Annotated in this window: 15 protein-coding genes and 1 riboswitch; of the genes, 5 read left to right on the top strand and 10 right to left on the bottom strand. The window is 40.5% G+C overall.

The annotated features are described in order from the left end of the window. Positions 1-47: 47 nt before the first annotated feature. From MHB69_RS06455 to MHB69_RS06445, 3 genes are all read right to left on the bottom strand, one after another. Positions 48-1,364: a polysaccharide biosynthesis protein gene (locus MHB69_RS06455; protein ID WP_024424690.1), complete on the bottom strand. Its 1,317-nt coding sequence runs from the start codon at positions 1,362-1,364 to the stop codon at positions 48-50. Positions 1,365-1,477: 113 nt separating this feature from the next. Beyond that, positions 1,478-2,128 (bottom strand): cell wall hydrolase, encoded by a 651-nt coding sequence (locus MHB69_RS06450; protein WP_034281553.1) that lies wholly within the window; start codon positions 2,126-2,128, stop codon positions 1,478-1,480. A 306-nt stretch (positions 2,129-2,434) separates the two neighbouring features. Then, the gene (locus tag MHB69_RS06445; RefSeq protein ID WP_034281552.1) at positions 2,435-2,629 is read right to left on the bottom strand and encodes a hypothetical protein; all 195 of its coding nucleotides are present in this window, start codon (positions 2,627-2,629) and stop codon (positions 2,435-2,437) included. A 167-nt stretch (positions 2,630-2,796) separates the two neighbouring features. On the opposite strand from MHB69_RS06445, the gene MHB69_RS06440 reads away from it, so the two are divergent. After that, positions 2,797-2,985: a DUF2187 family protein gene (locus tag MHB69_RS06440; protein ID WP_003211747.1), complete on the top strand. Its 189-nt coding sequence runs from the start codon at positions 2,797-2,799 to the stop codon at positions 2,983-2,985. 123 nt (positions 2,986-3,108) lie between these two features. On the opposite strand, the gene MHB69_RS06435 is transcribed toward MHB69_RS06440, so the two are convergent. Together MHB69_RS06435 and MHB69_RS06430 are read right to left on the bottom strand one after the other, a co-directional pair. Further along, on the bottom strand, positions 3,109-3,327 hold the full coding sequence (locus MHB69_RS06435) for a hypothetical protein (protein WP_070325762.1): 219 nt from the start codon (positions 3,325-3,327) through the stop codon (positions 3,109-3,111). Positions 3,328-3,716: 389 nt separating this feature from the next. Continuing rightward, entirely contained in the window at positions 3,717-4,463 is a 747-nt protein-coding gene (locus tag MHB69_RS06430; RefSeq protein ID WP_034281548.1) for a glucose 1-dehydrogenase, read from the bottom strand. A gap of 168 nt (positions 4,464-4,631) precedes the next feature. Here MHB69_RS06430 and MHB69_RS06425 point away from each other — a divergent pair, with 168 nt between their 5' ends. Next, positions 4,632-5,000 (top strand): winged helix-turn-helix transcriptional regulator, encoded by a 369-nt coding sequence (locus tag MHB69_RS06425; RefSeq protein WP_342496090.1) that lies wholly within the window; start codon positions 4,632-4,634, stop codon positions 4,998-5,000. A gap of 464 nt (positions 5,001-5,464) precedes the next feature. On the opposite strand, the gene queF is transcribed toward MHB69_RS06425, so the two are convergent. The 5 genes from queF to MHB69_RS06400 all read right to left on the bottom strand — a co-directional run bounded on the left by queF (position 5,465) and on the right by MHB69_RS06400 (position 9,118). After that, on the bottom strand, positions 5,465-5,962 hold the full coding sequence (gene queF / locus MHB69_RS06420; RefSeq protein WP_024426839.1) for a preQ(1) synthase: 498 nt from the start codon (positions 5,960-5,962) through the stop codon (positions 5,465-5,467). A gap of 15 nt (positions 5,963-5,977) precedes the next feature. Then, a complete protein-coding gene (queE, locus tag MHB69_RS06415) occupies positions 5,978-6,709 on the bottom strand; it encodes a 7-carboxy-7-deazaguanine synthase QueE (RefSeq protein WP_041116452.1) in 732 nt (243 codons plus the stop codon). Beyond that, complete coding sequence (queD, locus tag MHB69_RS06410) at positions 6,702-7,142, bottom strand: 6-carboxytetrahydropterin synthase QueD (RefSeq protein WP_034281544.1); 441 nt, start codon at positions 7,140-7,142, stop codon at positions 6,702-6,704. The genes queE and queD overlap by 8 nt, the downstream gene beginning before the upstream one ends. Continuing rightward, on the bottom strand, positions 7,143-7,799 hold the full coding sequence (queC, locus tag MHB69_RS06405; protein WP_024424683.1) for a 7-cyano-7-deazaguanine synthase QueC: 657 nt from the start codon (positions 7,797-7,799) through the stop codon (positions 7,143-7,145). It abuts the gene before it with no gap. Between the two features lie 159 nt (positions 7,800-7,958). Beyond that, positions 7,959-8,003: riboswitch (PreQ1 riboswitch) on the bottom strand. Positions 8,004-8,074: 71 nt separating this feature from the next. After that, positions 8,075-9,118 (bottom strand): hypothetical protein, encoded by a 1,044-nt coding sequence (locus MHB69_RS06400; RefSeq protein ID WP_342496089.1) that lies wholly within the window; start codon positions 9,116-9,118, stop codon positions 8,075-8,077. Between the two features lie 244 nt (positions 9,119-9,362). Here MHB69_RS06400 and MHB69_RS06395 point away from each other — a divergent pair, with 244 nt between their 5' ends. From MHB69_RS06395 to motB, 3 genes are all read left to right on the top strand, one after another. After that, positions 9,363-11,465, top strand: coding sequence for an ATP-dependent Clp protease ATP-binding subunit (locus tag MHB69_RS06395; RefSeq protein ID WP_120207160.1), 2,103 nt, complete (start codon positions 9,363-9,365; stop codon positions 11,463-11,465). 377 nt (positions 11,466-11,842) lie between these two features. Continuing rightward, positions 11,843-12,637, top strand: a complete 795-nt coding sequence (motA, locus tag MHB69_RS06390; RefSeq protein WP_024424680.1) for a flagellar motor stator protein MotA — start codon at positions 11,843-11,845, stop codon at positions 12,635-12,637. After that, positions 12,630-13,400 carry a flagellar motor protein MotB gene (gene motB, locus MHB69_RS06385; RefSeq protein WP_034281540.1) on the top strand — a complete coding sequence of 257 codons (771 nt, stop codon included), beginning with the start codon at positions 12,630-12,632 and terminating at the stop codon, positions 13,398-13,400. The genes motA and motB overlap by 8 nt, the downstream gene beginning before the upstream one ends. Positions 13,401-13,543: the final 143 nt, after the last annotated feature.

The following is a 13,543-nucleotide window of genomic DNA, read 5'->3' as shown; positions in this document are numbered from 1 at the left end:
TTCCTTCCCAGTTTTCTTCTAGCTTGCCCTCTCGATGGCGATGACATTCAAGCTTTTTTCAATGTAAGAAACATTGAAACGCCGAGCTCCTTACAAATCGTCGCATAATGCAGTGCAGTCAACAGCAGCATGCCTGTGTTCATCCCTAAAATGACCCCCATCATATTCAAGCTTTCAATTGAACCGAGGAAATACACCATAGAAAAAGAGACGACATGCACCCATATATTATGTAGGAACACATCTTTGATGAGCCCCATTCCGATTAAACACGCTTGAAACGGCATCACAAACAGGTGGCATAAAAAGTATGGCCATAGCAGCTGTAAATAGACAGCAGCTTGCGGTGAATCAAAAAAGAGCTGTGTGAGCGGGTAAGCAAAATAATACATGACCATCACTGCCGGCACCCCATATCCAAACGTTATAAGAATCGCCTGTCTGACACGTTTTTTCACAAGATCATACTGACCTAAAGCATAGGCTTCAGAGACACTCGGAATCATCACAATCATGATGGAATGAGCGATAAACGCTGGGAAAAAACCGATCGACATTGCGACACCAGCCAGCATGCCGTAATGATCAACAGCAAGTGTTCCAGAAATGCCTGCTGCTACGAGCGCTCCTTTGATTAAAAATGGTTCAACCGCATTGGCGATCGCATGAAAGATGCGCATGCCCGTTGTCGGAATGGAAACGGCTAATAGGCGCTTTCGCACATCACTTCCTCTTAATTCAACAGACCTGACATTCACAGCATTTTTTGCCATGACGTATTGGGAGTATAAATAAATAAAGACAACAAGATCACTCGCAACAATGACACCAATGGCGATGAGTACTGCTGTTTCAATATCAAACGAATACCAATGAAAAAACAAAAACAAGCAGATAAGCTGGATCGTTTTCTTCAGCATATTGGCTAAAGCAATTCTGCCCATTTGCTGCTTTCCCATAAAATAGCCGCGGGCAATGGAGGTAAACGCAATAATTGGGATAAGTGACAGCACTAGGCCCTTCATAAGCGGATGATACGACTGAAACACTGGAATGAAAGGCAGTACAATAGCTGCTATAGCTGTTGTTGTACTTGTCACCACAAGTGTCATTTTAAAGGCATGACGGAGCATGCTTTTGTGGAGACGCTCATGTGATTCTGCAATGAATTTAGAAATGGAGACTGGCAGCTCTAAACTGGCGATCACAAGGACAAGCATGATGATTGGAAGGATACTCATATATAAACCCATTCCATGTTCTCCAAGCTCTCTCGCTAAAATCATATTGACTAAAAACTCTATACACTCCGCAATAAAAGCTGCGACAGATAGCAGAATGACCCCTTTTACAAATCGATTCATGTAGCCTCCCCTTGTCTAAAGCAAATTCTTTTCACATTCTATGAGACAAGTCCAAAAAATATTTTAATAATTGAAGACAAAAAAAGAGCAATCTCATTGATCGCTCTTTTTCTCTATACGGCAAACACGTGACGTCCGATACGTTCTACAATTTTGCGGGAACGAATCCAATGATCTGTTGCCGTTTTTGGATTATAAAAATAGATAGCCTTTGTTGTTCTGTCATGCTCTTTTACTACCTGCTTCACCGCTTTAATGGAATCTTGATCTGCCTTATCATGAATGCTTCCATTCGATACTGGCTGGAAGGCATTTCGCTGATAAATCACACCTTTCACGCTGTCAGGAAAAGAACGATGCTCCACCCTGTTTAAGACAACACTTGCCACCGCTTTTTTCCCTTCGTAAGATTCACCTTTCGCTTCAGCGTGTACCAACCGAGAAAGCAAGTCCATTTCTTCATTAGAATACTGTTTGCCGCTTGCCTTATTCGTTGTTTCAGATTTTACTTTTTTCTTTTGCTTCGGTTTTGAAGACTTTTCTTCTGTTGACGTACTTAGCAATTTCACTTTTGGCTGACGCTTTTGTTCAGAAAATGCTGGGATGACTTGATCGTGGTCTTGATCTATATATGAAAGCTGATGTTTAACAGGTGCTTGTGAAAGTTCGTGACTTAATGTGCCTTGCTGCTCTTGTATATTGTCCATCTTCATTGCTGCAACGAGCATAAGGATGACAAAAAGAGCTGTATGAATTTTAATCATTCGCCTTTTTCCTCCTTTAATCAAAGTAGGCTGTAAGATACTTGTCCACTCTAACAAGAGCTCATTCTATTTTCACGCACAAAGATTTACATGCCTGTCCAAATTCCGTCATTAAATGGCATGTCCTAGTTGAGCGCACATAAAATGGAATTGTTAGCGCTTAAAAAGGTCCCTTTTTCACCTATCATCATCCTTATGCTCCTGATTATGGGTTATTACATTTTCTTTTCATATGTATCAGAGTCGTTTGAAGTGTGACAAAAGAACGAAAATAAAAAAGCTTTCTCTCATCAATGAGAAAAAGCTTTAGCTTCTTGCTTCTGTAAGATATTCAAAAATAACATCTCCACCATGTTTGGCGATCCCGCGAAAATGTTTAAAATCATCTTGATTCACCAAAACAGAACGAAACGTTAAAAAGTCATCTTTTTGGATGGCCACCTGTTTTTCCGTCCCATTCCGTAAAGATTCGAGGATTGTGAGGATTTGTTCTTCAGTCAAAAAAACCGCTCCTTTTCAGCCATGATCAATTATTAAATATACCATTCGTTAGAAGAGGATACAACGAAAACAAAACAAAAACGTCTTTATCCTTTACATTGGTATGAAAATATTGCAAAATACTTTTTAATAGGGAATGAAATCTGTTTTTAAAGGAGAGGGATCGGTTGAAGATTGCAAAAATTGGAAATGTGATCGAATTTAGAAATGGTTTAACAGGTGTAGTTGAAAAAGTGAATGAAAACTCTGTCATTGTGGATGTCACCATTATGGACAACTATAGAGATCTAGAACTGGATTCACTAACAGTCGTTAATCATAAAAACTATAAAATCATCAAAGACTCCGTACATTAATTTGCAATCCTCAATTCAGACAATCGGTACATACGTATATATAAAGCAAATTTGGCTCGTTTGACAACTTTGCTCTATTTGAACAATCACATATGAAAAAGACTGATACCACTTAAAGAGGGGTCAGTCTTTTTGCGTATGAAAGGTTTGCATTTCCGCCTTTGTCTTGTACATCTCGACTTCCTCGGGTGTGATCACTCCTTTATCAATCAAGAGGGCAATCACTCCAAGCAATGTGGAGGCACTCCATTTATACCGTTCTTTGTTTTGATGTTCGAGCATTTGAAGCTCTTCCCTTAGATCCATTAGCAGCTGCTCTGCCCGCTCTTCTTTGTTTGCCAACTCAAACGCCTCCGTTTATCATTCACTCCCTCTATTTTATCTTACATCAAATGAGATAAGCAAAAAAACATGATCCCCCTTTACAAACGTACGTTCTGTCATGTATAATATGTTTACGAGCTGGTAGCCCCCAGCCGTCCTAGCAAGTTCTATTCCCATTCGTATGAGAAGAGTGACATGACTCTTCTCTTTTTTTATGGTTGTTTCGCAAAAAAAGACATGCATCCGGCATGTCTTTTCCTTTTTTTTCATTTTACATATCCATCACCAAACTTAGTTTGCAGCATTTGTGGTTACTCAGGACATAAGGAAAACGACTTTTTTATACGACTCAAGTAAATCCCCATTAACTTTTTTTGGGGACGATTTGTAATCTCTTCGCAGTGACATTATACCTGTGCTAGCCCGCCATCTACGAACAATTCAACACCCGTCAAGTAACTGCTTTCATCTGAAGCAAGGAAAGTTACAGCGTTTGCTACTTCTTCAGGTGTCCCAACTTTTCCAGCTGGAACAGTATTTCTGGCATTTTCCATCGCTCCTTCAAGTGCATCACCAAAAAGCTCATCGTATGCAGGTGTAAGAATCACTCCTGGACTTACCACATTTACACGAATTTCAGTACCTTTTAGGTCAAGAATCCAGTTGCGAACTAGTGCTCTTAATGCTGCTTTAGATGCTCCATATACACTAAATGCTGGGTTGCCAATTGATCCAGCAGTAGAGCCCGTTACAATAATAGAACCTACTTTGTCCGGGAATAGTGATAGCGCTTTTTGAACAGTAAAAATGGTTCCTTTCACGTTAATGTCGAACGTTCTATCAACCTGCTCTTCAGTAATTTCACCTAATGGAAGGAAGTTGCCGATGCCTGCATTAGCAAAAAGGATGTCCAACTTACCTTTTTCCTGCTTTATCATGTCATATAGTTTGTCTAAGTCTTCAAGCTTAGAAATATCACCTTGAACACCGGTTACGTTCTTGCCAATTTGGTTAACAGCTTTATCAAGTTCGTTTTGTCTACGTCCCGTGATATACACATATGCACCTTCGTTTACAAATTTTTGTGCAGCAGCAAGACCAATCCCACTTGTTCCACCCGTTACAAGCGCTATTTTACCTTCAAATTTACCCATACTTAACACTCCTTTAGAATTCATATTATTTTATGTCTAGTACCTTTAAGTACTTGAAGAGCAACTTACAAGATATAGTATCCTCCAGCAAGCACATTATCGGAAGTACCCACTTTTTTGTGATATAGTAACTAAAAAGTAATAAATGTGGAATGGAGAGCTTTAGACATGAAAAAATTCAGCTGTGGGTTTGAAGTGACAAAGGAAGTGATTGGCGGAAAATGGAAAGGCCTTGTATTATACTTTTTAATGAATGGACCAAAGAGAACGAGTGAATTAAAGCGCACTATCCCAAATATCACTCAGAAAATGCTGATTCAAACACTTAGAGAGCTTGAGGCCAGTGGACTTGTGACCAGAAAGATGTATAATCAAGTACCGCCGAAGGTTGAATATTCATCCACTGAACTTGGAGACTCTCTTAAACCTATCTTGCAGGAACTCTGTCAATGGGGGAGCCATTATGCGGAGCAAGAGTATGCAGAAGGTGAATATGAAATTGTACAACCAGAACAACTAAAGTTAGGATTGAAGTAGCTGCTGAAGTAAATGCTAAACAACATCAATACCATCACCTAACAGATGAAGAACAGTCAGAAATAAATGAGATAGTCAATTTTGAAAGTGAAGTTCTAATCAGAAGTGTCATGGACTATATTCAGGAGAACTTTGATGAAATTCAAAAAAGAGCTGTTTCAAATGTTAAAGAGAAGGTTCAGAAACTTAACTTTAAACAATAAATGAAGATATGATCATAATATTTAATGCCTATGATCTCTAAATAGGCATTTTTTCTTTCGGATAAAAAAGAAAAGACGTACAAATTGTACGCCTTCATCTGCTTCTGCACTATCAATTTTTCACTGCATAAAAGTCACAGTTCAGGTTGCACCTCAGGTCACACTTTTTCATACAATTCCCATGAGTATTTTCAGGTATGACTTTTTCCACTTTAATGTGACACCAATTCGTTTCACACTCCGTCTCACACAGCGGAATAATTACCGATTATCAATTGTCTCCGGATACATATCATGGTTCATCATACGGTATTCTGCCATTTCCTCATATTTCGTGCCAGGTTTCCCGTAGTTCGTATACGGGTCAATGGAAATACCGCCTCTTGGCGTAAATTTGCCCCATACTTCAATATACCTTGGGTCCATCAATTCAATCAGGTCGTTCATAATAATGTTCATACAGTCCTCATGGAAGTCACCATGGTTACGGAAGCTGAACAAATATAATTTTAACGATTTACTTTCAACCATGATTTCATTTGGGATATAGCTGATATAAACTGTCGCAAAATCCGGCTGACCTGTTTGCGGACATAGTGAGGTAAATTCTGGGCAGTTGAATTTCACAAAGTAATCTCTATTTGTATGTTTATTTGGAAACGTTTCAAGCACTTGTGGTGCATAATCAAACAAATAATTGGTTCCTTGGTTTCCCAGTAGCGTGACACCTTCTAATTCTTCTGGTTTTCTTGTCGTCATGTCATCTCTTCCTTTCTATACGCCTCGTTTATTTCCCCACAATAACGTGTGCAGCTGCGGCAGCACTCTTACGCGGTTTAAGTCTGGATCTTGCGCTACTTGATCGACAAGCGCTTCATATTTCTTTAATAAATGCGTCAATAAGTACGCATCATCAGCTGTCGTCGTGTCATCATTTCCTACCTGCAAATAAAAAGGAAGCTCAGGGTATTTTGCATGAACATCCTTCGCATACGCTAGGTCACGATCGTCAAAGATCACGACCTTCAGGCTAGCATGCTGCAATCTATTCCCGCTTTTCAGCTCATCTATAATACGTGTTAGTTTCGTAAAATCTGTTTTCATATTCGAGCTTGGCGGCTTAGGAGAAATGGTTAAATCATCAATTTTCAAAAACCATTCCTGATACATCGTCCCTTGTGTTTCAAGCGCTGTATCAATTCCCTCTTCATGCAGTAAATCAATGAGGGATTCCATTTGTTTTAAAAGCGCTGGGTTTCCCCCTGAAATGGTGACATGAGAAAAAGCCTGTCCGCCTATTCTTTTTAATTCTTTGACAATGTCTTCTGCCTCAAGCCACTGAATGTCATGCTTCGCTGAGCCATCCCATGTAAAGGAGGAATCACACCAGCTGCACGAGTAGTCACAGCCAGCCGTTCTGACAAACATGGTTTTTTGTCCAATGACCATTCCTTCTCCTTGAATGGTTGGACCAAAGATTTCTAATACGGGAATCGCTTTAGCCATTGATCTCAACTCGTTTCGGACGGTAAATGCAATAGCTTGTTGGTGTCTCTCTGACAAAGACCTGAACACATGCTGGCTTGTTCGCTAAAGTCGATAAATACGCTGCGACTTTGTCATGTACGGTCTTTGCCACCACCTCAGTGGTTGGCATCGCGTATCGATCGTTTGATGAGAATTCCTCATGATCATTGAGCAGCGTGTGATCGTACTGCCCATGAATGAGCTTTTTCAATGTACTGAAATTGACAAGGAAACCCGATTCATCTAGCTCGTCTCCCGCAATCGTGATATTGATGGTGTACGTATGACCATGAACACGGCTGCATGCGCCCGCATCTTCTCGCGGGATGAAATGGGCAGCAGAAACATGCATGTCTTTATTTAATTCAAATGAAAATGGATGATCGGTTTGTGGATAGATTTGAGAAAGCATTTATTTTGCCTCCTTCATTTCCATATAAGTGTCATAGCCATTTTTCCGCAGCTTACACGCAGGACATTCCCCGCAGCCATCAGAGATGATGCCGTTATAGCAAGTGAGCGTTTCATTTTTCACAAAATCCAGCGCATTAAGCTCGTCTGCCAGCTTCCATGTTTCTGCTTTATTCAGCCACATCAGTGGTGTATGAATCACAAATGGTTTTTCCATTGCTAAATTCACTGTGACGTTGCAAGATTTCACAAACTCGTCACGGCAATCTGGATAGCCGCTAAAGTCTGTCTCACAAACACCTGTGATAATATGTCTTGCTCCAATTTGATACGCAAGAATAGAGGCGAAAGATAAGAACACTAAGTTTCTTCCTGGTACAAATGTGGAAGGAAGCTCTCCTTCTTTTTCCTCAATGTCAATGTCATCTCTTGTTAAAGCATTAGGTGCCAGTTGATTTAAAAGAGACATATCTAACAGATGATTCTTCACACCTAATTTGTCTGCGATTCTTTTGGCGACATCAATTTCTTCTTGATGACGCTGATTATAATGAAAGGTCACGGTTTCTACCTCTTCAAATTGTTGAAGTGCCCATAATAAACATGTCGTACTGTCCTGTCCCCCGCTAAAGACAACGACTGCTTTTTCATTTTTCATTTTCTGTTCTCCTCCTTTTGCAGATGAGTACAACCGTACAACACTGCATCTGAAAGGCTCCTGAAAACCCCTATTTTTCTCAAAAGAAAAGACACCTTTACATGTGTATGAGGTGTCCCAGCCATAAAAAATAAAAAATGCCACATCCAAGGATACGGCAAGTCCTTAGTTTTTTATAGAGGGTTTTGCTAGAACCTCTCCCGTCTTCACGGATTTTTGTTCAATTTTCACAGAGGATAGTGTACCACATATTTTTCATGCAGGCTATCCTTTCTTTACTTATCTAGCGGGGCAGGCACTTTTTTTAGACAAAGAAAGAGGATAAAAAAGATGCTGACATAGCCAAAAACCGGATAAACCGTTGAAATCAGTGTACCGTAACCAATTTTACTAATCACATAGCAGCATATGAGAATAAGGGATATCGTAAAGATGCTGTTCATTCGGATATATGCCCTCACTTGTCTCTCCAGCCCGTATAAATTGCCTATGACGGATGTAAAAACTTCACCGAAGATGACAAATAAATAAATGAGATGAATGGAGTTTGCGACTTGATACACTACCTGGGCCATTGGAATATCAAACGCCTCCAGCATATCTAATGAAGAAAGAGATAAGAAGCAAGCAAGCAAAATGAGTGTCAGCATGACGCCCCCAAGCACCGCTCCCTTTTTAATGACTGCTTCAGAGGCCATTTCATTTGCGACGGGTACTAACACTGCCTGTGACAGTGCTAAATTAAAGGCACCATATGACACGGCTGATAATATCCACTCGCCCTCACCCATTTGCAGCGCAAGAACATAACTTTCACTGCTGCTAAACACAAATGAATCAAGAAACACGATCATTGAAAAGAAAATCAGCATTGGAACGACAAGGACGTTGACTCCAAATAGCCCTTTTGAACCTTTAAAGAGTACAATGACGCTCAAAATGATCGTCAAAAAGATCCCATACTCCTTCGATATGCCAAGCTGTTCTTCAAAAATAGCCCCTGCGCCTGAAATCATGACTGAGGTGACACCAAGTAAAATAAAAAACATGACAATATTAATATATCGACTCGCAGCTGCGCCAAATAAAAAACGGTTCATATCTTGATAAGATTCTGCTTCGATTCGTTTCGAAATCAGCATCATTTTTGCCCCAAGGCCAGTAAAAATAACACCGCTAATCAGGATCCCTAATAGTCCAATCCAGCCAAAACGAACAAAAAATTCTACGATTTCTTTCCCTGTCGCAAACCCAGCTCCAACCACTGTTCCTACATAAACAAAGGCAAGCTGAAAAGCGGATTCATTTGAACGTTTCATGTGACCCCTCCGCACCCATCACTTTCGATTGTCTCTTTTTTATCCTATGAGACAAGTTCCTTGAAAAGAAGGACAAACCATGATTAAATGCAAAAAAGGATTTTTATTCCCCTTTGAGCAAAACAGTTGAAAGTCAAAATAGGTCAGAGTATACTATAGTCAAAGATGGTCAAACAATAGGCCATTTTCTTTAACATTCATTGGTCAAATAAAGTCAAACTTTATTTTAAGGAGGTCATGGCAAATGCGTTGTCAACATTGTCAAGTAAATGAAGCAACTATTCGCCTGAATATGCAAGTAAATTCGTCCCGGAGCCAAATGGTTTTATGTGAAGACTGCTATACCTCTTTGATGGAGCAGTCAAAAATGAAAATGGGACCTCAGCTTTTTGGAGGAAGTTCATTCTTCTCTCAGGCAGCAAGTCATGCCCCAAACATGGAGCAGCCAAAGCAAAAAGGCTTACTCGATGAGCTTGGCCGTAACTTAACAGATGGAGCAAATGCTGGTTTAATTGATCCAGTCATTGGCCGAGATGAAGAAGTCGCAAGAGTCATTGAGATTTTAAATAGAAGAAATAAAAATAACCCTGTTCTTATTGGTGAACCAGGTGTTGGGAAAACAGCGATCGCAGAAGGACTCGCGCTCAAAATTGCGAGCGGCGATGTGCCAAATAAATTAAAGAACAAACAAATCTATTTATTAGATGTCTCCTCACTTGTCGCAAACACAGGTGTACGCGGTCAATTTGAGGAAAGAATGAAGCAGTTAATCAAAGAACTGCAAAGCCGTAAAAATATCATCTTATTTGTAGATGAAATCCACCTTCTTGTGGGCGCAGGATCTGCAGAAGGATCAATGGATGCTGGAAACATTTTAAAACCAGCCCTTGCAAGAGGCGAGCTGCAGCTAGTAGGTGCGACGACATTAAAAGAATATCGCCAAATTGAAAAAGATGCTGCACTCGAACGGCGCTTCCAGCCCGTTATCGTAGATGAGCCAACACAAGATGAAGCAATCGACATCTTAAAAGGCATTCAAGATAAATACGAGGCCTATCATGGTGTCACCTATTCAGATGAAGCAATCAAAGCGTGCGTTCAATTATCTTCGCGGTATATTCAAGACCGTCATTTGCCGGATAAAGCCATTGATTTAATGGATGAAGCTGGTTCAAAAGCGAACCTCTCCATTGATGCAGCAAGTGAAGATCAGCTGACAAACCGACTAGCGCAAATTGCCGCAGAAAAACAAGCTGCGCTAAAAGAAGAACAATATGAAAAAGCAGCGAAGCTACGCGATGAAGAAGAAGCCATTGAAGCAAGACTTCAAAACAAAACAACTGAAAAAGAGCATATCGTTACAGCAGAGGACATTCAGGCCATTGTGGAACAAAAAACAGGCATTCCTGTCGGGAAACTCCAAGCAGACGAACAAACCAAAATGAAAGAAATTGACGTCCGTCTAAAAGCACGAGTGATTGGACAGGAACATGCGGTTGATAAAGTGGCGAAAGCCGTGAAAAGAAGCAGAGCTGGTTTAAAATCGAAACATAGACCAACAGGCTCCTTCCTTTTCGTTGGACCAACAGGTGTCGGGAAAACCGAATTGTCTAAAACGTTAGCTGAAGAATTATTCGGTTCAAGAGATGCGATCATTCGTTTAGATATGAGTGAGTACATGGAAAAACACTCTGTGTCCAAACTCATCGGTTCTCCTCCTGGTTACGTTGGACATGATGAAGCTGGCCAGCTGACTGAAAAAGTGCGCAGAAAACCATACAGCATCATTTTGCTGGATGAAATCGAAAAAGCACACCCAGATGTACAGCACATGTTCCTGCAAATCATGGAAGATGGCCGCTTAACAGACAGCCAAGGCAGAACGGTCAGCTTTAAAGATACAGTCATCATCATGACAAGTAACGCAGGCAGCGCAGATAAAACGGTCAAGGTCGGCTTCCAGTCTGATCAGGAAGAAGCGATTGAGGAACAATCACTCATTGATTCACTAAGCAGCTACTTCAAACCAGAATTTTTGAACCGTTTTGACAGCATCATTCAGTTTGAATCATTAGACAGAGATGATTTAGTGAAGATTGTTGATCTTCTTCTCAATGAGCTGTCAGAGCAATTAAAAGAGCAGAATTTAACAGTCCATGTCACAAATGAAGCGAAAGAAAAAATCGCAGAGCTTGGATATCACCCTGCATTTGGCGCTCGTCCACTTCGAAGAACCATCCAAGAGCACGTTGAAGACCAAATGACGGAGATCCTGCTTGAAGAGGAGCAGCTTTCTGGATTTACTGTGGATGTTGAACATGACGAAATCGTCGTAAAAAAAGGATAACTACATCTTCAGGATGATATGCATCTCCATCATGTTGCGGCGTCTAAGTTCCATCTGAACGACGACGCTCCCCCGCCTCTTTTCCTTTACGATAAAAGAAAAAGAGGTGGATCACATGATGAATTGGAGCTACGATCTTGTTAAAATCATGTATGAAGAAAAATTAAAAGAGCTGCTTCATTTAGATGAACCAGCTCAAAACGATTAAATGGAGACTCCCTTTATATGAGAGGGAGTTTTCTTTTTACGCAGATAGAAAGCGCTTTCGTCAAAAATTCTTCACAGAAAGTGTCTTAATTTTATATTCTGACTAAAACCCTTCTGGAACACACCGATATTAACTATAGAAAAAGATAGTTAAAGGATTTGGTGAGATAATGGACAAAACATCGTTAATTGGTATTATTTTAGCATTTATTGCACTAGGTGTCGGTATGGTTTTGAAAGGTGTGAGTCTAACTGCTCTTCTCAACCCGGCGGCTATATTAATCATCATTGTTGGGACGGTTGCAGCTGTTGTCATCGCATTCCCTTCTAGTGAAATTAAGAAAACACCAAAATTGTTCGGCAAAATTTTCAAAGACAGCCAGCTTCCAACGATTCAAGAAATGATCCCTCTATTTTCAAACTGGGCACAAATTGCGCGTCGTGAAGGTCTTTTGGCATTAGAAGCAAGTCTTGAGGAAGTCGATGATGATTTTCTAAAGAACGGGTTAAGCATGGCAGTTGACGGCCAAAGTGCTGAATTTATTCGAGACGTCTTAACAGAAGAAGTTGACGCCATGTCTGAACGACATCAGTCAGGTGCATTAATCTTTACACAAGCTGGTACATACGCTCCGACGCTAGGGGTACTTGGCGCCGTTGTCGGACTTATTGCCGCACTTGCCAACATGGGAGATATTGAAGCACTTGGACATGCGATCAGTGCTGCCTTTGTCGCCACACTGCTTGGGATTTTTACCGGATATGTGTTATGGCATCCATTTGCCAACAAGCTGAAGCGTAAATCAAAGGAAGAAGTAAAGCTTCGTCTGATTATGATCGAAGGTATTCTTTCTGTTCTTGAAGGTCAATCTCCAAAAGTCATTGAACAAAAACTTCTTATGTACTTACCAGCAAAAGAACGTGCAAATCTTGTCATTGAAGAAGGAGAAAATCAAAATGGCTAGGAAACGTAAAAACCATGATCATGAAGACCATGTAGATGAATCTTGGCTTATCCCTTATGCCGATCTACTAACGCTTCTTCTCGCCCTCTTCATTGTGCTCTTTGCATCTAGTTCAATTGATGCGGCAAAATATGAACAGATGGCTAAGTCTTTTAATGTAGTTTTTACTGGCGGTACTGGTGTTATGGATCAATCCAGCATGCAAAGCACGGAAGAAACTGAAAACAGCAACCAAGTCAAGAAAGCAGCCGAGGAAGAGAAAGATGAAGAAGCCAAAGCAAAGGCTAGGGACCAAGCGGTTCTCACAAAGGTCAAAAAGCAGGTCGATTCATTCATTGCAAATAAAAAACTTGGTTCAAAGCTCGAAACAAAGCTTACGGATGAAGGTCTTCTCATTACGATTGAGGACAGTATCTTCTTTGACTCTGGACGGGCAGTTATTCGCCCTCAGGATGTCCCGTTAGCAAAAGAAATCTCAAAACTGCTCGTCATTAATCCTGCTCGTGACATTGTCATTAGCGGACATACAGATAATGTACCAATCAGAAATTCAGAATTTGAATCAAACTGGTATTTAAGCGCCATTCGCGCTGTGAACTTTTTAAATATTCTTCTTGAAAACAGCAATCTAAACCAAGAGAACTTTAGTACAAAAGGATACGGCGAATTCAAACCGATTGCCTCGAACGATACAGCAGAAGGCAGAAGTAAAAACCGGCGTGTAGAAGTACTCATTTTACCGATTGAGAAAAAAGCGAAATAAAAAAAGAAGCCAGCGGCTTCTTTACAGATTGTTGACAAAGGGCTAAAATGATCTCTATTTTAGCCCTTTGTCTTCTTTTCAGCGTGATAGAAAACCTTTGCAGTCTAGGAATGAGCACCGGCACGCAGGGCTGACAACTGAAT

Origin of the sequence: Bacillus sp. FSL K6-0994 (genome assembly GCF_038630815.1) — a bacterium.
GTDB lineage: Bacteria > Bacillota > Bacilli > Bacillales > Bacillaceae > Bacillus > Bacillus safensis.
Note: the sequence above shows the minus strand (reverse complement) of the source record. Positions and strands in the feature narration are given on the sequence as shown.

Coding starts and splice junctions, on each gene's coding strand:
- motB (WP_034281540.1), top strand. CDS start 12,630: ATGGCTAGGAAACGTAAAAACCATGATCATGAAGACCATGTAGATGAA.
- MHB69_RS06400 (WP_342496089.1), bottom strand. CDS start 9,118: ATGAAACGTTCAAATGAATCCGCTTTTCAGCTTGCCTTTGTTTATGTA.
- MHB69_RS06455 (WP_024424690.1), bottom strand. CDS start 1,364: ATGAATCGATTTGTAAAAGGGGTCATTCTGCTATCTGTCGCAGCTTTT.
- MHB69_RS06450 (WP_034281553.1), bottom strand. CDS start 2,128: ATGATTAAAATTCATACAGCTCTTTTTGTCATCCTTATGCTCGTTGCA.
- queE (WP_041116452.1), bottom strand. CDS start 6,709: ATGGCTAAAGCGATTCCCGTATTAGAAATCTTTGGTCCAACCATTCAA.
- queC (WP_024424683.1), bottom strand. CDS start 7,799: ATGAAAAATGAAAAAGCAGTCGTTGTCTTTAGCGGGGGACAGGACAGT.
- motA (WP_024424680.1), top strand. CDS start 11,843: ATGGACAAAACATCGTTAATTGGTATTATTTTAGCATTTATTGCACTA.
- queD (WP_034281544.1), bottom strand. CDS start 7,142: ATGCTTTCTCAAATCTATCCACAAACCGATCATCCATTTTCATTTGAA.
- MHB69_RS06395 (WP_120207160.1), top strand. CDS start 9,363: ATGCGTTGTCAACATTGTCAAGTAAATGAAGCAACTATTCGCCTGAAT.
- MHB69_RS06425 (WP_342496090.1), top strand. CDS start 4,632: ATGAAAAAATTCAGCTGTGGGTTTGAAGTGACAAAGGAAGTGATTGGC.
- queF (WP_024426839.1), bottom strand. CDS start 5,962: ATGACGACAAGAAAACCAGAAGAATTAGAAGGTGTCACGCTACTGGGA.
- MHB69_RS06430 (WP_034281548.1), bottom strand. CDS start 4,463: ATGGGTAAATTTGAAGGTAAAATAGCGCTTGTAACGGGTGGAACAAGT.